The 19,822-nt window shown below is 72.1% G+C and carries 16 protein-coding genes and 2 pseudogenes; 12 read left to right on the plus strand and 6 right to left on the minus strand.

Annotated features, from left to right (window positions below):
• From cbiQ to WBG99_RS21160, 4 genes and pseudogenes are all read left to right on the plus strand, one after another.
• A pseudogene (gene cbiQ / locus WBG99_RS21145) lies at positions 1-761 on the plus strand (cobalt ECF transporter T component CbiQ).
• Between the two features lie 2 nt (positions 762-763).
• Positions 764-1,558, plus strand: a complete 795-nt coding sequence (locus WBG99_RS21150; RefSeq protein ID WP_338897787.1) for an ABC transporter ATP-binding protein — start codon at positions 764-766, stop codon at positions 1,556-1,558.
• Positions 1,559-1,676: 118 nt separating this feature from the next.
• On the plus strand, positions 1,677-2,141 hold the full coding sequence (locus WBG99_RS21155) for a MarR family transcriptional regulator (protein WP_338897788.1): 465 nt from the start codon (positions 1,677-1,679) through the stop codon (positions 2,139-2,141).
• A 170-nt stretch (positions 2,142-2,311) separates the two neighbouring features.
• Complete coding sequence (locus WBG99_RS21160; protein WP_338897789.1) at positions 2,312-2,770, plus strand: organic hydroperoxide resistance protein; 459 nt, start codon at positions 2,312-2,314, stop codon at positions 2,768-2,770.
• A 73-nt stretch (positions 2,771-2,843) separates the two neighbouring features.
• Here the strand turns inward: WBG99_RS21160 and WBG99_RS21165 are convergent, their stop codons facing one another.
• The 6 genes and pseudogenes from WBG99_RS21165 to WBG99_RS21190 form a co-directional block, all read right to left on the minus strand.
• Positions 2,844-2,966: a hypothetical protein gene (locus WBG99_RS21165; RefSeq protein WP_338897790.1), complete on the minus strand. Its 123-nt coding sequence runs from the start codon at positions 2,964-2,966 to the stop codon at positions 2,844-2,846.
• A 113-nt stretch (positions 2,967-3,079) separates the two neighbouring features.
• Entirely contained in the window at positions 3,080-3,355 is a 276-nt protein-coding gene (locus WBG99_RS21170) for a DUF1876 domain-containing protein (protein WP_338897791.1), read from the minus strand.
• Positions 3,356-3,434: 79 nt separating this feature from the next.
• Positions 3,435-3,674, minus strand: a pseudogene (locus WBG99_RS21175) (EamA family transporter); the annotation flags it as partial.
• Positions 3,675-3,980: 306 nt separating this feature from the next.
• Positions 3,981-5,732, minus strand: coding sequence for a penicillin-binding transpeptidase domain-containing protein (locus WBG99_RS21180; RefSeq protein ID WP_338897792.1), 1,752 nt, complete (start codon positions 5,730-5,732; stop codon positions 3,981-3,983).
• Between the two features lie 161 nt (positions 5,733-5,893).
• Positions 5,894-7,522, minus strand: a complete 1,629-nt coding sequence (locus WBG99_RS21185; protein ID WP_338897793.1) for a penicillin-binding transpeptidase domain-containing protein — start codon at positions 7,520-7,522, stop codon at positions 5,894-5,896.
• 185 nt (positions 7,523-7,707) lie between these two features.
• A complete protein-coding gene (locus WBG99_RS21190) occupies positions 7,708-9,459 on the minus strand; it encodes a phospholipid carrier-dependent glycosyltransferase (RefSeq protein ID WP_338897794.1) in 1,752 nt (583 codons plus the stop codon).
• 163 nt (positions 9,460-9,622) lie between these two features.
• On the opposite strand from WBG99_RS21190, the gene rsmI reads away from it, so the two are divergent.
• The 8 genes from rsmI (at position 9,623) to WBG99_RS21230 (ending at position 19,735) form a co-directional block, all read left to right on the plus strand.
• Positions 9,623-10,471 carry a 16S rRNA (cytidine(1402)-2'-O)-methyltransferase gene (gene rsmI, locus WBG99_RS21195; protein WP_338897795.1) on the plus strand — a complete coding sequence of 283 codons (849 nt, stop codon included), beginning with the start codon at positions 9,623-9,625 and terminating at the stop codon, positions 10,469-10,471.
• Positions 10,472-10,784: 313 nt separating this feature from the next.
• Entirely contained in the window at positions 10,785-11,186 is a 402-nt protein-coding gene (locus WBG99_RS21200; RefSeq protein WP_338897796.1) for a hypothetical protein, read from the plus strand.
• Between the two features lie 58 nt (positions 11,187-11,244).
• Positions 11,245-12,135: a TatD family hydrolase gene (locus WBG99_RS21205; RefSeq protein ID WP_338897797.1), complete on the plus strand. Its 891-nt coding sequence runs from the start codon at positions 11,245-11,247 to the stop codon at positions 12,133-12,135.
• A 155-nt stretch (positions 12,136-12,290) separates the two neighbouring features.
• A complete protein-coding gene (locus WBG99_RS21210; RefSeq protein ID WP_338897798.1) occupies positions 12,291-13,601 on the plus strand; it encodes a ubiquitin-like domain-containing protein in 1,311 nt (436 codons plus the stop codon).
• Between the two features lie 255 nt (positions 13,602-13,856).
• Entirely contained in the window at positions 13,857-14,744 is an 888-nt protein-coding gene (gene rsmA, locus WBG99_RS21215; protein ID WP_338897799.1) for a 16S rRNA (adenine(1518)-N(6)/adenine(1519)-N(6))-dimethyltransferase RsmA, read from the plus strand.
• Positions 14,741-15,643, plus strand: a complete 903-nt coding sequence (locus tag WBG99_RS21220) for a 4-(cytidine 5'-diphospho)-2-C-methyl-D-erythritol kinase (protein ID WP_338897800.1) — start codon at positions 14,741-14,743, stop codon at positions 15,641-15,643. The genes rsmA and WBG99_RS21220 overlap by 4 nt, the downstream gene beginning before the upstream one ends.
• A gap of 130 nt (positions 15,644-15,773) precedes the next feature.
• A complete protein-coding gene (locus tag WBG99_RS21225; protein WP_338897801.1) occupies positions 15,774-17,582 on the plus strand; it encodes an ABC-F family ATP-binding cassette domain-containing protein in 1,809 nt (602 codons plus the stop codon).
• Positions 17,583-17,962: 380 nt separating this feature from the next.
• Positions 17,963-19,735, plus strand: a complete 1,773-nt coding sequence (locus WBG99_RS21230; RefSeq protein WP_338897802.1) for a PQQ-binding-like beta-propeller repeat protein — start codon at positions 17,963-17,965, stop codon at positions 19,733-19,735.
• Positions 19,736-19,822 lie beyond the last annotated feature (87 nt).

Below are 19,822 nucleotides of genomic sequence, written 5' to 3' on the forward strand. Positions count from 1 at the left end.
GTGGGCGCGGGTCACGCCCACAAGCTCTACCGGCACGCGCACTCGCCCGTCCACGCCCTGCCGCCGCACACCAAACTCGCGGCCGTCTTCGCCTTCGTGGTGGTCGTGGTGTCGACGCCACGCGAGGCGATGTGGGCGTTCGGGCTGTACGCCGTGCTGCTGGGCGTCGTCGCCCACGTGGCCCGCGTCCCCGCCGGATTCCTGCTCCGGCGGCTGCTGATCGAGATCCCGTTCGTCGCCTTCGCCGTGCTGATGCCGTTCGTGGCACAGGGCGAGCGGGTCGAGGTCCTGGGCATGTCGCTGAGCGTCAGCGGGCTGTGGGGCGCCTGGAACGTCCTCGCCAAGGGCACCCTCGGCGTCGCCGCCTCCGTCCTCCTCGCCGCCACCACCGAACTCCGCGAACTCCTCCTCGGCCTCCAACGCCTCAGACTGCCGCCTCTGCTCGTCCAGATCGCGTCTTTCATGATCCGGTACGGGGACGTGATCAGCGAGGAGATGCGGCGGATGCGGATCGCGCGCGAGTCACGCGGCTTCGAGGCGAGCGGCGTACGGCACTGGGGGGTGCTCGCCAAGTCGGCCGGTGCGCTGTTCATCCGCTCGTACGAGCGGGGGAGCGCGTCCATCTGGCCATGATCAGCCGGGGGTACGCCGGTGCCATGCCCGTCATCGACGAGGTGACCGCGTCCCGGGCACAGTGGTCGTACGCCTTCGCCCTCCCGGTCGCCGCGCTCGTCGTCTGTCTGCTGGGATGGACCCTGTGACCGTGTCCAAGGAAGTCGTGCCCCCGTCCCTCGACCCTCCGTCCCTCGACCCTCCGTCCCTCGACGTCGCCGGGCTGGCCTTCGCGTACCCCGACGGCCACCAGGCCCTCTTCGGCGTCGACTTCACGATCGGGCGCGGCGAGCGGGTCGCCCTGCTCGGGCCGAACGGCGCCGGCAAGACCACCCTCGTCCTGCACCTCAACGGCATCCTCACCGGCGGCGCGGGCACGGTGACCGTCGCCGGACTGTCCGTCGGCAGGCGGCACATGGCCGAGATCCGGCGGAAGGTCGGCATCGTCTTCCAGGACCCCGACGACCAGCTCTTCATGCCGACCGTGCGGGAGGACGTGGCCTTCGGCCCGGCCGCCGCGGGGCTGAAGGGGGCCGAGCTGGAGGACCGGGTGGACCGGGCCCTCGAACAGGTCGGCATGGCGGAGTTCAGGGAACGGCCGCCCCACCACCTCTCCTTCGGGCAGCGCCGCCGGGTCGCCGTGGCGACCGTCCTCGCCATGGAGCCCGAGATCCTCGTCCTCGACGAGCCGTCCTCCAACCTCGACCCCGCCTCCCGCCGTGAACTCGCCGACATCCTGCGGTCGTTGGACGTCACCGTCCTCATGGTCACGCACGACCTGCCGTACGCCCTCGAACTGTGCCCCCGCGCCCTGATCCTCAGCGAGGGCGTCATCGCGGCCGACGGCGCGACCGGCGCACTCCTCGCCGACGACCGGCTGATGCGGGCCCACCGGCTGGAGCTGCCGTTCGGATTCGATCCGCGATCGGTCACCACGGGGCGCTGACGGGCTCCGGGGCGTCCGCCGGTGATCACACACGGTCGCACGTCATCGCAAGGCGTCGGAAGCCGTCGACTGCCGGTACCCCGGGACGCCGCACCGCCCGTCCGTGAGAATGGGGCGCGTGACGAAACAAGAGGACGCCGCGTGGGACGGTTCGCTGCTCCTCGACGAGCAGTTGTGCTTCGCGCTGTACGCGGCCCAGCGCGCGGTCACCGCCGCGTACCGCCCGCTGCTCGACGAGCTCGGGCTCACCTACCCGCAGTACCTGGTCATGCTCTGCCTCTGGGAGCGCGGCGAGACCACCGTCAAGGAACTGGCGGGCGCCCTGCGGCTCGACTACGGCACCGTCTCGCCGCTGCTGAAACGGCTGGAGTCGGCGGGGTTGCTGCGCCGGGAGCGGTCGGCGCGGGACGAGCGCTCGGTGCGGGTCGTGCTCACCGGGCGCGGCGAACAGCTCCGGGACCGCGCGGCGGCCGTCCCCGCCACCCTCGCCGCCGCGACCGGTCTGCGCGGCCCCGAGGCGGGCCGGCTGCGTGAGGAGCTGTGGCAGCTCGCGGCGCGGGCGACGAAGGCGGCGGGGCGCTGACGGGCGGCCGGTGACCGGGGCCCGCTCAGGGTGATTCGGTGACCTTGCGTTACCCATGGTTACTACCCCCGGGTAACCGCGTACGCTCTACCAGTCGGTACCTTGTGCGCGATGTATTCGTGCGCGCCTGTCCTGGGAGGCCCGCGCCCGTCCTGGGGGAGGCCAAGGCAATGACCGACGACGCAGCTGTGGAGACCCGCACCGACACGCGGCCGACGAAGATCATGTACGTCGCCGAGGCCACGGCGCACGGCGGCCGGGACGGCTACATCACCAGCCAGGACGGCCGGATCGACCTCAAGGCCGCGATGCCGCCGGAGCTGGGCGGCGACGGCGACGGCACCAACCCGGAGCAGCTGTTCGCCGCCGGGTACAGCTCCTGCTTCCACAACGCGCTGGTGCTCGTCGGCCGCCGCCAGGGCTACGACCTGACCGGCTCCACCGTCGCCGCGAAGGTCGGCATCGGCCCCAACAAGCAGCGCGGCTACGGCCTCGCCGTCGCCCTCAGCGTCTCCCTCCCGGTCATCGACCAGGACATCGCGGCCAAGCTCGTCGACGCGGCCCACCATGTCTGCCCGTACTCGAACGCGACCCGCGACAACATCGAGGTCACGATCCTGCTGGGCTGAGCACCCGAGGAATCATCGGACTCCGAGCGGGTGTCGCACCCATGGCCGCACAACGGACGACGAGGAGACCGCGTTACGCGTGCCGCAGACGCTGCTCGCGGACGTACGTGGCGACACGGAGGCCCTCGGTCTGGAAGAGGTGGTTGAGGTGGCTGCGCGAGATCAGCACAGGGCTGGACCCGGGCGGCCTGGGCACCTGCCCCTGCCACCGGGGCGGCACGACTGCCCGCAGCTCGGACGGCCCGCGATTCGGGCTGTCCGCGACTGGGGCGGTCCGGTAGCGGCTGCGAGCCGGTCGTGCCGCCGTTCTCAGAGCGCTATCGGGTGGGACGTCCTGCCCGATGCCTCGTCTATCTCGTCATGGGCCTTGGTGAGGAGCTTCATGGCGAGCTCGTTCAGGGCCCTCGCGCCGGCTATCTCCTCGCCGACCCGGGGCTGATTGGAGTCGGTGTGGTGACGGCTGGCGTAGCCGTTGGCGCGTATCTCCTTCCCGTCGGGGAGTCGCACGAGGGCGGCTGCCCGGGTGCGCTGCTCGTCCTCCTGGAACTCCAGCTCGATGTGCCATCCGACAACGGTCTTCATCATGACGATCACCTCCGGAACCCCTCTTTCCAGAGTGCTCCTCCACGCCCGCCGACGCACGGCCTGCCCGCCTCTTCACCGCTCACCCGGCCAGCAGCATCAGCCCGATCCCCGCCACCAGCAGCCCCGCCGCCATGATCCGCGGCATCCCGAACCGTTCCTTGAAGAACACCGCACCGATGGCCGCACCCACGACAACCGACGACTCCCGCAGAGCCGCGACGGGGGCCAGCTCCGCCCTCGTCCGGGCCCACAGAACCAGTCCGTACGCCGCCACGGACAGCGCGGCGCCGAGGAGGCCCACGGTGGCGAACGGCCGGAGCCACGCGACCGTCCCGCCGCGCCGGCAGATCTCGCCCAACTCGCAGCCGATCGCGGCGGCTGCCTCGGCCGCCGTCCGCGTGGCCTCCGGGAACCGGCGGATCTTGGCGTGCAGTTCGCCCAGGCCCAGCGCGGCCAGCGCCTCGGCGAAACGGGGATGGGCCGCGGAGCCCTCGGTGTCCTGCGCGACGTCGCTCATGCCCGGCACGCTAGCGGCGCGTGTACCGGCCACGCGACCGGGTTGTCCCCTCGCGGAGGCTCTTGAGGTACGCCGCTCAGCCCGGCTGCCCGCTCTGGGCCGCGCCGCTCAGCCCCCGCTGCCCGCCTTCAGAAGGGCTGCCACGATCGGGCCCGCCGACTCGCTGCCGTGGCCGCCCTGTTGGACGACTCCGGCGGAGGCGAGGTCGCCCTTCCAGGCGGTGAACCAGCCGTTGGCCTGCTTCTGGCCGTCGACCTCGGCGGAGCCGGTCTTGGCGCCGTAGTCGGGGCCGAGGCCCGCCATCGCCTCGGCCGCCGTACCGGCCGCGGCGGTGTACCGGAGGAGTTCGCGCAGCTGGGACCGCACGGTGGACGACATGGGCCGGGGGGCGGTGGCGAGGGTGCGGCCGTCGACCGACGCGGGGACGAGATAGGGCTGCTTGAAGACGCCCGTCTTGGCCGTGGAGACCACCGACGCCATGTTCAGCGGGTTCATCCGCACCCCGCCCTGGCCGATCAGCGAGGCCGCCATCGGGGCGTCGCTCTGCACCGGCACCGAACCGTCGAAGCTGGACACCCCGATGGCCCAGTTGTTCAGGCCGAGCCCGAAGACCTGCTGGGCCTCCAGGGTCAGGGAGTTGTCGTCCAGCTCCTTCGCCTGGGAGATGAAGGCGGTGTTGCAGGAGCGCGCGAAGCTCGCCTTGAACGTCCCGTTCTCGATCTCGAACTTGTCGTCGTTCCGGAACTTCCAGCCGCCGTACGACGAGTACTTGGGGCACGGGTGGACCTTGTCCGCCGAGGCCAGGCCCTTGTCGATGAGCAGAGCCGACGACACGATCTTCATCGTGGAGCCGGGGGCGAGGGAGCCCTGGAAGGCCACGTTGAAGCTGCCGGAGTTCGCCGCGGCCAGGATCTCGCCGGTCGAGGGGCGCATCACGACCACCGACGCCCGCTTCGTGGCCTTCACCTGCTCCTCGGCGGCGGCCTGGAGTGACGGGTCGAGCGTCGTCTTCAGCTCGCCCGGCGTGCCCTCGCTCAGCTCCAGCAGCGTCTTGTCGGCGGCCTTCTCCTCCTGCTCGGAGCCGGCGGACTTCTCGTCCTCAGCGGGCTTCCCGGAGGCCGTGGACTTCTCGTCCGCCTCGTCCTTCGCCGGGTCCGCCCGCACGATCCGCAGTTCGACGCCCGCCTTGCCGCCCGCCTTCTTGCCGTACTTCTCCCGCAGGCCGTCCAGCACCGAGCCCAGCGACGCGTACTTCTCCGTCGTCAGCTCGCCGCCGTCCCGGTCGAGGGCCTTCACCGGAGGCGTGCCGGCCTCGCCGGTCACCAGGCGGTCACCCTCGTCGAGGTCGGGGTGGACGACGGACGGCCGCCAGCCGACGACCGGTTCGCCGTCCTTCTCCGCCCGTACGACGGTGAGGGCGGACGTGTACGTGAGGGGCTTGTCCGTGCCCTTGTAGGACACCGTGCCCTTCACCGAGAACGTCACCTCGTCGCCCGCGCGCTTGCCACGGGTGAGGGTGACGTCCGTGATGTGGGCGTCCTTGGTGAAGCCGGTCAGCGCGGCCCTCGCGGCGGCCGGGTCGTCCGTGGCGGCGGCGGCCTCGGCGGCGGTGCCCTTCTGCCAGGCGGTGAGGAAGGCGGTCGCGGCCGTACGGACCTCGCCGGCGGACAGCGGCCCGCTCTTCACGGCCTTGGCGCCGGCCGAACCGTCCTCGGCCGCCGCGCCGCCGCCGAACACCGTGTACACGGCGAACGCGCCGCCCCCGAGGGCCGCGACGGCCAGGCCGCCCAGCACGAGGGGCCGTCGTGACCTGCCCGACGCCGAGGTCTTCCGCTCGTCGACACGCCTTCTCTTACCCACGCTCTTGACCTTCCGCTGCCCCCGGCTGCCTCTCGTCCCTCAACGAGAACCCCCACACTAGAGTCCCGCGGATCACTCCGTGGGTTCGGGACGAGAGTTCGCCCGCGGGTGGGTGGGGGCTGGTCGCGCGGTTCCCGCGCCCCTACGGCGTCACCCGGAACTCACCCACTCGCTCGCAGCACATCCACCACCATCGGCCCGGCGGCCTCACCCCCACGGCCACCGCCCTCCGACATCGCCGCCGCGGCCACATCCCCGCTGAAGCCGGTGAACCAACTGTCCGCCACAGCCTGCCCGTCGATCTCCGCGGACCCGGTCTTCGCCCCGATGTCCCCACCGAGCCTCGACATGACGCCCGCGGCCGTCCCCCGCGTCGCGGTCAGCCTCATCATCTGCTTCAACTGCGACGCGGTGCCCGCCGACAGCCCCTTCGCCGTCGCCAGTTCGCGGTCGTCCAGCTCCGGCGACACCAGGTACGGCTGGCGGAACGTGCCCGTGATCGCCGTCGCCGTCACGGACGCCATGTTCAGCGGGTTCATCAGGACGTCGCCCTGCCCGATCGCGTTGGCGGCCCGGTTCGGCCCGGAGGACGGCGGCACCTTGCCGTCGGTCGAGGGGATGCCCGTCTGCCAGTTGTCGTTGCCGAGGCCGAATCGTTCCTGGGCCTCGTTCGTCAGCGAGGCGTCGGTCAGCGGCTCCTCGTCGACGAGTTTGATGAAGGCCGTGTTGCAGGACCGCATGAAGCTGTTGGCGAGGGTGGCGCCCTCGTCGGCCTCCAGGCCCGGCAGGTTCTTGAAGGTCTGGCTCTGCCAGGTGGCCGTGTCGGGGCAGGGGGCGGGACCGTTCATGGAGGTCACGCCGTTGTCGATGAGTGTCGCGGCGGTGATGATCTTCATGGTGGAGCCGGGCGGGAGCGCGCCCTGGAAGGCCGCGTTGAAACCGTCCTCGCGGTTGTTGGCGACCGCCAGCACCTGCCCGGTGCTGGGCTGCAGGGCGACCACGGACGACTCGGGGTATTTCTTGACCGCCTTCTCGGCCGCCGCCTGCGCCCGCGCGCTGATCGTGGTCCTCAGCTGCCCCGCCCTGCCCTCGGCGAGGGTCAGCAGGGTGGTGTCGCCGGCGTTCGTGGCGGTGTGCCGGATGCCCAGTTCGATGCCGGGTGTGCCGCCCGCCTTGTCGCCGTAGCGCTCGCGCAGGGTGTCGATGACCGGCCCGAGGGAGGGGTACTTCTCCTTCGTCAGCACGGTGTCGTCCCGGCCCACGGCCTCGATGGGCGGCGTCGCCGCCTCACCGGTGAACAGCGAGTCGCCGTCCTTCAGTTCGGGGTGCACGACGGACGGCTGCCAGTCGACCAGCGCCCGCCCGGTCGTCTTCCCGCGCACGACGGCCAGTTCGCTCTCGTACGCGAGCTTCTTGCTCTCGCCCTGGTACGACACCGTCGCCGCGACGGAGAACGGGACGGTCCGGCCGCCGGCCCCGGTCGGCTTCCTCGGCTCGATCCGCACGTCGTCGATCCGCGCGGTGTCGACGAAACTGCCGAACACCTTCCCCGCGTCCACCGCGTTGTTCGTGTACGACGACGCCGTGACCGCGTCGCCCTTCTCCCAGGCCGCGAAGAACTTCTCCGCCGTCTCCTCGACCTCGTCACCGCTCGGCGGCCCGCTCCGCTTCTCCGCGCCCGCACCGCTGTCGCTGAGCGCGGTCACGAAGTTGTACCCGCCGTACCCGGCGCCCCCCAGCATCGTCGCCAGCACCCCGCCGACTATGGCGACCTTGACCCCCTTGCGCATGACCTGATCCTCCCCGTTGCTACCCCGTCATGGCTTTGATCACCGGCTCCCCAACACTTTGAACGCGTTCAGAAACCGCTTTCCGGGGCTCACTGTAAACACGGTGAAGCGACGGGCGGGAAAAATGCTCCCTGTGTGTTCCCTGATTGTTAGGCCGACGGCCCCGGGGAACCGGCTTCAGGCCATCACACCCAGGTATCCAGCCACATCCGCGACCGCCAGTCGTCGATCGGGATGGACTGGCCCGTGAACAGGGGCCAGAAGTAGATGAAGTTCCAGGCGATCAGCAGGACCAGGACGCCGGCGCCGGCCGCGCCGGCCACGCGGCGGCGTTCGGGGGCGCCCTGCGGGCCGAGGACGGCGCCGATCATCATGGCGACGGCGAGGCAGAGGAAGGGGAGGAAGACGACGGAGTAGAAGAAGAAGATCGTGCGCTCCTGGTACAGGAACCAGGGGAGGTAGCCTGCGGCGATGCCGCAGGCGATCGCGCCGGCCCGCCAGTCGCGGCGGAAGAACCAGCGCCACAGGACGTAGAGGACGGCGAATGCGGCGGCCCACCACAGCAGCGGAGTGCCGATGGCGAGGACCTCGCGGGCGCACTTGTCGGCGGTGTCGGCCGGGCAGCCGTCCTTGCCGGGCGCCGGGGACTCGTAGAAGAACGAGACCGGGCGGCCGAGGACGATCCAGCTCCACGGGTTCGACTGGTACGGGTGCGGGGACGACAGGCCGACGTGGAACTCGTAGACCTGGTGCTCGTAGTGCCACAGGCTGCGCAGCCAGTCCGGCAGCCAGGCGAACCAGCCGCCCTTGCCGTGGGTCGCCGCCCAGTCGCGGTAGTAGCCGCCGGTGCCGTCGTCCGGGGAGAGGATCCAGCCCGTCCAGGAGACCAGGTACGTGGCGATCACGACCGGGACCGTGGACAGGAACGCGAGGCCCAGGTCGCGCTGGAGCGTCGCGACCAGCGGCCTGCGGGCACCGGCGACCTTGCGGGCCGAGTAGTCCCAGAGCACGGCCATGATCCCGAAGAACACCACGAAGTACAGGGCGCTCCACTTGGTGCCGAGGGCCAGGCCCAGACAGAGGCCGGCCAGCCAGCGGTACGGGCGCCAGCCCAGGCGGGTCGCCTCGGCGATCAGGGAGTTGGGGCGTACGGCTCCGTCGCCGTCCGGGGGGAGCGCCGCGGCCAGGCGTTCTCGTGCCCGGTCCCGGTCGACGACCAGACAGCCGAACGCGGCCAGGACGAAGAACATCAGCACCGTGTCGAGCAGCGCGGCACGGCTCATCACGAAGTGCAGACCGTCCACCGCCATCAGCGCGCCCGCGAGACAGCCGAGGAACGTCGAGCGGAAGACACGGCGGCCGATCCGGCAGAGCATCAGCACGGACAGGGTGCCGAGCAGGGCCGCCATGAAGCGCCAGCCGAACGGGTTGAACCCGAACATCAGCTCGCCCAGGCCGATGACGTACTTGCCGACGGGCGGATGGACCACGTACGCCGCGTCCGTCGGGATCGGTACGTCCCCGTTGTTCTGGAGGATCAGCTGGTTGGCGTTCTTGGCCCAGTTGACCTCGTATCCGCGGTGGACGATCGCCCACGCGTCCTTGGCGTAGTACGTCTCGTCGAATATCACCGCCCTGGGGTGGCCCAGGTTCCAGAACCGCGCCAGTCCCGCGACCAGCGTCACCAGCAGCGGACCGCCCCACGCCGCCCAGCGCGTGATGCGCGCCCCGACCTCCTCGCGCAGCCCGAGCGCGGCCCAGACCCGTGGGCCGGGCCGGGTGTACGGGGGCACCAGCCGGTCGCGGACGTCGCTGGTCGGCTGTGCCGCGTAGCCGAATCGGCGCAGCCGCTGCTGCCACGACGGCCGCTGCTCGTCGGTGGCCTGGTCCTGGGCCTGCTCCTGCCGGGTGTCCGTGGAGGACGCGGTACTCGTCACCGAGCCATCGTAGGGAACACGGCTGTGGGAGTCCTGCGGGACGGAAATGTGGGCCGTGGCCGCGCAAGGGGCCGGGGCGTGGCGCCCGATGGCGGCCGGTGGCGGCCGGGGGTGCGTGCGGTACGGCGCCCGCGGGTGCGCCGCCGGCTGGGAGGATGGGGGCGTGACAGGAACCCTTGTGTTGGCAGGCACCCCCATCGGCGACGTCGCGGACGCCCCGCCCCGGCTCGCCGAGGAACTGACCGGCGCGGACGTGGTCGCCGCCGAGGACACCCGGCGGCTGCGCCGGCTCACCCAGGCGCTGGGCGTCCAGCCGGGCGGGCGGATCGTCTCCTACTTCGAGGGCAACGAGGCCGCGCGCACCCCGGAACTCGTCGAGGCGCTGACGGGCGGCGCGCGGGTGTTGTTGGTCACGGACGCGGGCATGCCGTCGGTCTCCGACCCCGGGTACCGGCTGGTCGCCGCGGCCGTGGAGAAGGACATCCGCGTCACCGCCGTCCCCGGGCCGTCGGCCGTCCTCACCGCACTCGCCCTGTCCGGGCTGCCCGTCGACCGGTTCTGCTTCGAGGGGTTCCTGCCGCGCAAGGCCGGTGAGCGGCTGGGGCGGCTGCGCGAGGTCGCCGAGGAGCGGCGCACCCTCGTGTACTTCGAGGCGCCGCACCGCCTGGACGCCACGCTCACGGCGATGGCCGAGGTGTTCGGTACCGAGCGGCGGGCCGCGGTGTGCCGCGAACTGACCAAGACCTACGAAGAGGTCAGGCGGGGCCCGCTCGGCGAGCTGGCCGCGTGGGCGGCGGCCGGGGTGCGTGGGGAGATCACCGTCGTCGTGGAGGGCGCTCCCGAGAAGGGGCCGGAGGAACTGGACGCGGCGGAGCTGGTGCGGCGGGTCCGGGTCCGCGAGGAGGCGGGGGAGCGGCGCAAGGAGGCGATCGCGGCGGTGGCGGTGGAGGCCGGGCTGCCGAAGCGGGAGGTCTTCGACGCGGTGGTGGCCGCGAAGCGTTCAGCGCCGTAGCGGGTCGGGTGCGTTTCGGGTGTGGGTGGTGCGGGGTTGCTCGCGCAGTTCCCCGCGCCCCTGGAAAGCCTGAACAGCAGGGCCGCGCCCCGTGCTTCGCGCCCCACCCCCATGACGTTCCCGGAACGCCCCCGGCCCATGCTTTGGCAAAGCCGGGCAAAGGACAGCCCTCGCGGCTGCGGTCTTCCCACAAAGGGAGGCCAAATGCCCTTCAACACTTGGCAGATGGCGTGCGCTCGGGGTCGGCCGAGGCGTCCACTGGGTGGTGCGGGCGTACACGTCCGCACCGTCCAGCGGACCAGAGGAGCTGGCTATGACCGAGATCGCAGAGCGGACCGTGCTGCGGGACACCGCCACCGCCGTCGTGCACGAGTCGTACTCGTTCGCCTGCATGCGCTGCGGGCACGGCTGGGAGCAGTCGTACGAGATCGAGCACCACAACGACGCCCAGGGGCGCGACTTCGTGATGTACGTGGCCGACGGCCAGGTCGTGCCGTCCCCGCTGTCGAGGCCCACGTGCCAGTACTGCGACGGTCATGTCGTACGGATCATGCGGCCGGGGCGGGTGTCGACGGTGCAGGACGCCGAGCGGCGCCGGCATGTGCCCGAGCCCCGCCCGGCGGCGGACGCGGCGACGGACGCCGCCGAGTCCGGGGAGGACCACCACTGGCACCTGTCCGACCTCCTGCACCCGTTCCACCGCAAGGCGAGCTGACCTCCCCCCGGCGAGCCTGGAGCGCATGCCCCGATCCCACGATTCGTAGGATCGGGGCATGCCTTCGAACGACTCCGGCAAGAACGACAGGAACGCCGCGCCCCCGCTCCCCGAGCCCCTCCGGGTGCCGGTGGCGGACGCGCACACCCATCTGGACATGCAGTCCGACACGGTCGAGGAGGGCCTCGCGAAGGCCGCCTCGGTGGGGGTGACGACGGTCGTACAGGTCGGCTGCGACCTCAAGGGCTCCCGCTGGGCCGCCGAGACGGCCGAGCGGTACGCGGCCGTCCACGCGACGGTCGCGCTGCACCCGAACGAGGCGCCGCGCATCGTGCACGGCGACCCGGACGGCTGGTCCCGGCAGGGCGCGCGCCCGGCGGGCGGGGACGCGGCGCTCGACGACGCCCTCGCCGAGATCGACCGGCTGGCCGCGTTGCCGCAGGTCAAGGGGGTCGGGGAGACGGGGCTCGACTACTTCAGGACCGGGCCGGAGGGCAAGGCCGCCCAGGAGCGGTCGTTCCGCGCCCACATCGAGATCGCCAAGCGGCGCGGCAAGGCACTGGTCATCCACGACCGCGACGCCCACGACGACGTGTTGCGGATCCTGAAGGAGGAGGGCGCGCCCGAGCGCACCGTCTTCCACTGCTACTCCGGTGACGCCGACATGGCGGCCGTGTGCGCCGCGCACGGCTACTTCATGTCCTTCGCCGGGAACATGACCTTCAAGAACGCCCAGCCGCTGCGCGACGCCCTCGCCGTCGCCCCCCTCGAACTCGTCCTCGTCGAGACCGACGCGCCCTTCCTGACGCCCGCGCCGTACCGCGGACGGCCCAACGCCCCGTATCTCATTCCGGTCACGGTCCGGGCGATGGCCGCGGTGCGGGACATCGACGAGGACGCGCTGGCGACGGCGATAGCGGTGAACACGGCGAGGGCGTTCGATTACTGACGGGTCACGTTTCGTCGGCCGTCCGAGGGACCCAGAAAGATGATCAGCGACCCGTGTCGCGACACTGCGTGACCGCGTTGCTTGGGAGGGTGACCGCGGTCCGCTAGGTTCACGTCGCCCGACCCGGACCCGGATCCCCTCTGGAGCGTGTCGTCGTGAGCAACGTGCAGTCGTCGTACGAGACCTACGAGAGCCATGGCCCGGACGGTACGCGCCGGCAGCCGGCGTACGGCGCCGGGACGCTGCCGTACGGGATCCATGAGGACACGTACCGGCCCGCCTACGAATACCTGGGAGAGTGGGCCCCCGAACCGACCGGTGCCGGCCGGGCCTCCTCCCGGCGGTCCGCGCGGCGCAGACGCGCCGCCGAGCGGCCGACCCCGCTGCGGAGGCTGGTGCCGCAGGCGCTGGTGGTGGCGTTCCTCGCGGGCGGGACCTCCGCGTTCGTGGCGAAGGACAAGGCGATCGAGCTGACCGTCGACGGACGGCCGCGCACGCTGCACACCTTCGCCGACGACGTCACCGAACTCCTCGCCGACGAGGGTGTCGCCGTCGGCGCCCACGACGTCGTCGCCCCCGCCCCCGGTACGGCGTTGAGCAGTGGTGACGAGGTCGCCGTGCACTACGGGCGGCCCGTCGTCCTCACCCTCGACGGCCAGCGGCGCAAGGTCTGGACGACCGCCCGCACGGTGGACGGGGCGCTCCGGCAGCTCGGGGTGCGCGCGGAGGGCGCGTACGTGTCGACCTCACGCTCCCAGCGCATCGGGCGGACGGGGCTGGAGCTGGACGTCCGCACCGAGCGCGCCGTCACGATCATGGCGGACGGGCGGACGCGGACGATCCGGACGAACGCGGCGACCGTGGGGGAGGTCGTGGAGCAGGCCGGGATCACCCTGCGCGGAGAGGACACCGTCTCCGTCGCGCAGTCGAGCTTCCCCCGGGACGGGCAGACCGTGACCGTGCTGCGGGTGACCGCGTCCAGGGAGGTCCGCGAGGAGCTGATCCCCTTCCGGGTACGCCGCGCCGAGGACCCGTCCCTCTTCCAGGGCACGGAGGTCGTCGAGCGCGCCGGACGCACGGGGACCCGCCGCGTCACGTACGCGCTCCGCACCGTCAACGGGGTGGAGCAGCGGCCCCGGCTCCTCCAGACCGAGATCGTCCGCGAGCCGCAGGACCAGATCGTCAAGGTCGGTACGAAGCCGATGCCCACGTCCGTGGCGGGCGCGGAGGGGCTGAACTGGTCCGGCCTCGCCGCCTGCGAGTCCGGCGGCCGGCCCAACGCGGTCGACCCCTCGGGCACGTACGGAGGCCTCTACCAGTTCGACACCCAGACCTGGCAGAGCCTCGGCGGCCGGGGCCGCCCCCAGGACGCGTCCGCCGCCGAACAGACCCTCCGCGCGAAGAAGCTGTACGTCCAGCGGGGGACGAGCCCCTGGCCGCATTGCGGGGCGCGGCTGCGGGGCTGAGGTCCTCCCCGGGCGGGGGAGAGCTCGCGGGTTCGGTCTGTTCGGCGTCCGCGGGTGGGCGGGGGCTGGTCGCGCGGTTCCCCGCGCCCCCGGACAGCAGGGGGTGCGCCCCCTGCCGTTCGGCCCGCCGGGGCCGTCTCCCGCAGGCGCGGGGAACCGCGCGAGCAACCACGACCCACCCGCGCCCGCCCACCGATCCGCATCCCCGAGCCATGAGGGGGCGGGGGCACACCCCCCGCCCCGTACCCTTGTGCCGTGACCAGCCCCACCTCCGACGCCCTCCTGGGCCCCGCCGACGTCCGCGAGCTCGCGGGCGCGCTCGGCGTGCGGCCCACCAAGCAGCGCGGCCAGAACTTCGTGATCGACGCGAACACGGTCCGCAGGATCGTGCGGACCGCCGAGGTCCACCCCGAGGACGTGGTCCTGGAGGTGGGTCCCGGCCTGGGCTCCCTCACCCTCGCCCTGCTGGAGGTGGCGGACAGGGTCACGGCCGTGGAGATCGACGACGTGCTCGCCGCCGCGCTGCCCGCGACGATCGCCGCCCGGATGCCCGCCCGCGCCGACCGTTTCGCCCTGGTGCACTCGGACGCGATGCACGTCACCGAGCTCCCCGGCCCGCCCCCCACCGCCCTCGTCGCGAACCTCCCGTACAACGTCGCCGTCCCCGTACTGCTGCACATGCTCGACACCTTCCCGACCGTCGAGCGCACCCTCGTGATGGTCCAGGCGGAGGTCGCCGACCGCCTCGCCGCCGGACCGGGCTCGAAGGTGTACGGCGTGCCCTCGGTGAAGGCGAACTGGTACGCGGAGGTGAAGCGGGCCGGATCGATCGGCCGGAGCGTCTTCTGGCCGGCGCCGAACGTCGACAGCGGTCTCGTCGCACTGGTCCGCCGGACCGAGCCGGTCAAGACCACCGCCACCAGGCGGGAGGTCTTCGCCGTCGTCGACGCGGCCTTCGCCCAGCGGCGCAAGACGCTGCGGGCCGCCCTCGCCGGCTGGGCCGGCTCCGCGCCCGCCGCCGAGGCCGCCCTCGTCGCCGCCGGGGTCTCCCCGCAGGCCCGCGGCGAGTCCCTGACGGTCGAGGAGTTCGCCGCCATCGCCGAGAACCGCGTCGCCGACACCGAGGAGCCCAGCCAGCCGTGAGCGTGACGGTCCGCGTCCCCGCCAAGGTCAACGTCCAGCTCGCGGTCGGCGGCGCCCGCCCCGACGGCTTCCACGACCTGGCCAACGTCTTCCTCGCCGTCGGGCTGTACGACGAGGTCACCGCCACCCCCGCCGACGAGCTGACCGTCACCTGCGAGGGCCCCGGCGCCGACCGGGTCCCCCTGGACCGTACGAACCTCGCCGCCCGTGCCGCGCTCACGCTCGCCGCGCGGCACGGCATCGAGCCGGCCGTGCGTCTGCACATCGCCAAGGACATCCCCGTCGCCGGCGGCATGGCCGGCGGCAGCGCGGACGCGGCCGGCGCGCTCCTCGCCTGCGACACCCTGTGGGGCACGAACGCCTCGCGCGACGAACTCCTCGACATCTGCGCCGAGTTGGGTAGCGACGTGCCGTTCAGCCTGGTGGGCGGGGCGGCCCTCGGCACGGGGAGGGGCGAGCAGCTCCGGGCCCTCGACGTGGGCGGCACCTTCCACTGGGTCTTCGCGGTCGCCGACGGCGGGCTCTCCACGCCAGCCGTCTACCGCGAGTTCGACCGGCTCCACGAGCACGACGTCGTCCCCGAGCCCGTCGCCTCCCAGGTGCTGCTCGACGCGCTCGCCAAGGGGGACGCAGACGCGCTCGCGGCCTTCCTGCCGGGTTCCAACGGCCTCCAGCCCGCCGCCCTCTCGCTCTTCCCGAAGCTGGCCGACACCCTCGCCGAGGGCCGCGCGGCCGGCGCGCTCGCCGCGCTCGTCTCCGGCTCGGGGCCGACCACGGCCTTCCTCGCCCGCGACGCCGGATCCGCGCGCTCCGTCGCCGAGAGGCTGCTCGCGTCCGGCACGTGCGGGGCGGCGCGGGTCGCCGACTCGCCCGCGCCGGGGGCCACTGTCGTCCCGTAGTCCGACAGCCCGGGTGACGCCCCGCCCCGGCCCGCCCGCCCCCACCCGGCGTCCCGCCCCGCCGCCCCGTCACACCCCTCCGTGGCGCCGACTACCCTGGAGGGTCGATCGTCCCCGTGGCAGGAGAGTAATGGCCGTCAACCTGGTCAATGTCGAGAACGTCAGCAAGGTGTACGGCACCCGCGCCCTGCTCGACGGGGTCTCGCTCGGCGTCTCCGAAGGGGACCGGATCGGCGTCGTGGGGCGGAACGGGGACGGCAAGACGACCCTGATCCGGATGCTCGCGAAGCTGGAGGAGGCCGACACGGGGCGGGTGACCCACTCCGGCGGTCTCCACCTCGGCGTGCTGACCCAGCACGACTCCCTGGACCCGGCGGCCACCGTCCGCCACGAGGTCATCCGGGACATGGCGGACCACGAGTGGGCGGGGAACGCCAAGATCCGGGACGTGCTCACCGGGCTGTTCGGCGGGCTCGACATGCCGGGGTTCCCGCAGGGGCTCGACACCGTCATCGGACCGCTCTCCGGCGGCGAGCGGCGGCGCATCGCGCTCGCCAAGCTGCTCATCGAGGAGCAGGACCTGATCGTCCTCGACGAGCCCACCAACCACCTGGACGTGGAGGGCATCTCGTGGCTGGCCGGCCATCTGCGTGAGCGGCGGTCCGCGCTGGTCTGCGTCACACACGACCGGTGGTTCCTGGACCAGGTGTGCACGCGGATGTGGGACGTGCAGAAGGGATCGGTCTTCGAGTACGAGGGCGGGTACTCCGACTACGTCTTCGCGCGGGCCGAGCGGGAACGGATCGCCGCGACCGAGGAGACCAAGCGGCAGAACCTGGTCCGCAAGGAGCTGGCGTGGCTGCGGCGCGGAGCCCCCGCCCGTACGTCGAAGCCGCGCTTCCGGGTCGAGGCCGCGAACGAGCTGATCGCGGACGTACCGCCGCCGCGCGACACCGGCGAGCTGATGAAGTTCGCGTCGACCCGGCTGGGCAGGACCGTGTTCGACCTGAAGAACGTCACCGTCCAGGCCGGGCCGAAGGTGCTGCTGAAGCATCTGACGTGGCAGCTCGGCCCGGGGGACCGCGTCGGGCTCGTCGGCGTCAACGGCGCCGGCAAGACCTCCCTGCTGCGGGCCATGGCCGACGCCGCCCGCAGCGACGGGGAGCGGCAGCCGGCCGCCGGGCGGGTCGTCACCGGCAAGACGGTCAAGCTCGCCTACCTCTCCCAGGAGGTCGCCGAACTCGACCCCACCTGGCGGGTGCTCCAGGCCGTGCAGCAGGTCCGCGACCGCGTCGACCTCGGCAAGGGGCGCGAGATGACGGCGGGGCAGCTCTGCGAGATGTTCGGGTTCAGCAAGGAGAAGCAGTGGACGCCGGTGGGCGACCTCAGCGGTGGTGAGCGGCGACGGCTCCAGCTGCTGCGGCTGCTGATGGACGAGCCCAACGTCCTCTTCCTCGACGAGCCGACCAACGACCTCGACATCGAGACCCTTACCCAGCTGGAGGACGTGCTCGACGGGTGGCCCGGGTCGATGATCGTGATCTCCCACGACCGGTTCTTCGTCGAGCGCACCACCGACAAGGTGTTCGCCCTCCTCGGCGATGCGACGCTGCGGATGCTGCCGCGCGGGATCGACGAGTACCTGGAGCGGCGCCACAAGATGGAGGAAGCCGCTGCCGCCGCCTCGCCCGTCGCCGTGAAGCCGGCCTCGGAGAAGGGCGTCTCCGCCGCCGACGCCCGCGCCGCGAAGAAGGAACTCCAGAAGATCGAGCGGCAGTTGGACAAGGTCTCCGAGAAGGAGGCGAAGTTGCACGCGCGTATCGCCGAGAACGCGACGGACTTTGCGAAGGTGGGGGAACTCGACGCGGAGTTGCGGGCGTTGCTCGGCGAGAAGGAAGAGCTTGAGATGCGGTGGCTGGAACTCGCCGAGGACGCGTAGCGGTGGAGCGGGGCGGCTGCTCGCCGTTGGGCTGTTGTTCGATGCCGGGCGCGGGTTGGCGGTGGTTGCTCGCGCCCACGCGGCGGAGCCGCGTATCGACACAGCCCCGCGCCCCTTCAGAGCGCGTCCCCTGCCCGGCGCCAACACGGTGCCACGCCTGCGAGAGGCGTACAACGCACGGCACGCGCGTCCCGTGAAGGGGGCGTGAAGGAGCGTAACGGCGGCATCACGGGCCGGTCCGCCCTTGGGAACAGGGGAGCGACCGGCCCCGTCCGTTGGGGCGTCGCAGTGATAGAAAGAGCCGTCTGAGAACAGTCTGAGAAGCGACACCACGCGTGACCACGGGTGGCTCGAAAGCAGCGAACAGGGGGAGAGCGCTGATGGTTCAGCCACCCAACGAGCCGCCGCAGGGCGGCTTCGGAGCTCCGCAGGACCCGTCGGCGCAGTCACCGCAGTCACCGGGGCAACAGCCGTACGGCTACCCGCAGACGCCCCCGCCGCAGGGCCCTCCCGTACCGGCCCCCGGCTACGGCTACCCCCGGCAGACGCCCCCGCCGCAGGGCCCGTACGCCCAGCCCGCGCAGCCCGGTCCGTACGGGCAGCCGCAGCAGCCCGGCCCGTACAACCCCGCGCCGCAGGCCGGTTACGGCTATCCGCACCCCCCGTACCCGGGCGTGCCCACCCCGCCGCCGGGCGGCGGCTCCAGGAACCCCTTCAAGGGCAGGCCCGCGACGGTCATCGGTGCCGCGGTGGCCGCGCTGCTCGTGGTCGGTGGCACGGTGTTCGCGGTGACGACCCTCGGCGGCGCCGGCGAGGAGAAGCCGGTCGCCAAGGAGAGCGCGAGCCCGACCGAGGACGGCAAGCCGTCCCCCTCGCCCACCGGACCCGTCAACCAGGGCGACGGCAGCGGCGACGGCGGCGAGGACCTCGACGTCTCCGACCTCAACGCGGACCGCGAGGACGGCGAGGCGAAGGTGCTCTGGTACAAGAGCGCGCCCGACGCCCCCGGTTCCGGCGCGGACGCCCCCGGCCTGTGGGTCACCGACAAGGTCGCGGTGAAGGCCGCGTACAAGCAGCTCTTCGCGTTCGACGTCGATGGCGGCGCCCCCGCCTGGGACGCCGTCGAGTTCGACTACGAGATCTGCGCGGTCACCCCGGAGGCGACGAGCGACGACAAGATCGTCGTCGCCCACCAGAGCGGTGCCTCCAGCACCAGCCGCTGCAACCAGCTCCAGCAGATCGACCTGAACACCGGGGAGAAGGGCTGGTCCACGAAGCTGGAGGAGGGCGCCCTATTCGACGGCACCTACGGCCTCGCCCTGACCCTCAGCGGCGACACCCTGCTGGCGGCCCGCTCGCAGTCCGGGGTGGCACTCGACGTGAAGACCGGCGACCAGCTGTGGGAGAAGAAGAAGTACGGCCAGTCCTGCTACCCCTCCGGGTTCGCGGGCGGCGAGCGGCTGGTCGCGGTCTCCTCCTGCGCGGCGACCACCGACAAGCAGCACGACGAGGTGCAGGAACTCGACCCGAGGACCGGCAAGGCCAAGTGGACCCGGAAGATCCCCAAGGGCTGGAAGGTCGAGCGTGCCTACTCGGTGGACCCGGTCGTGCTCTACCTCACCAACGAGGACGAGAAGACCTGGAACATCTCCACACTCGGCGGTGACGGCAGGACCCGTTCGCAGGTCGATGCCGACGACACGTTCGCGCCCGAGTGCGGCTACCTCATGGACCGCGACCTGGGCGCCTGCGAGGGCGTGGCGGTGGCCGCGGACACCCTGTACCTGCCGACCGAGAAGAAGGACGGCACGAACGAGATCGTCGCGCTGAACCTCGCGACCGGCAAGGAGAAGTGGCGCGTCAAGGCCCCCGCCGACGTGACGATGGAGCCGGTCGAGGCCGAGGGATCGAAGCTCATCGCCTATGTGTCGCCGTCGCGCGACGAGGGCGGCCGGATCGTGTCCGTCCCGACCACCGGCAGCAGCCACAAGGCGACCACGCTCCTGCGGATGCCGGCGAGCGCCGCGAAGATCGAGGACGGCTTCTACTCGAAAGCGATCGACTACGTGGACGGGCGTTTCTACCTCTCCACCGCCCGGCTGACGGGCAACGACGAGGCGAAGGAGAAGTTGATGCTGGCCTACGGCAAGTGACGCGCGTGACCGCCGCGGGCCGCCGACCGGCCCGTCGAGCCTCCTCGTCGACCTCCCCGTCCCTCCCTCACCCGTGCTCCAAGATCC

The organism is Streptomyces sp. TG1A-60, assembly GCF_037201975.1.
Lineage (GTDB): Bacteria > Actinomycetota > Actinomycetes > Streptomycetales > Streptomycetaceae > Streptomyces.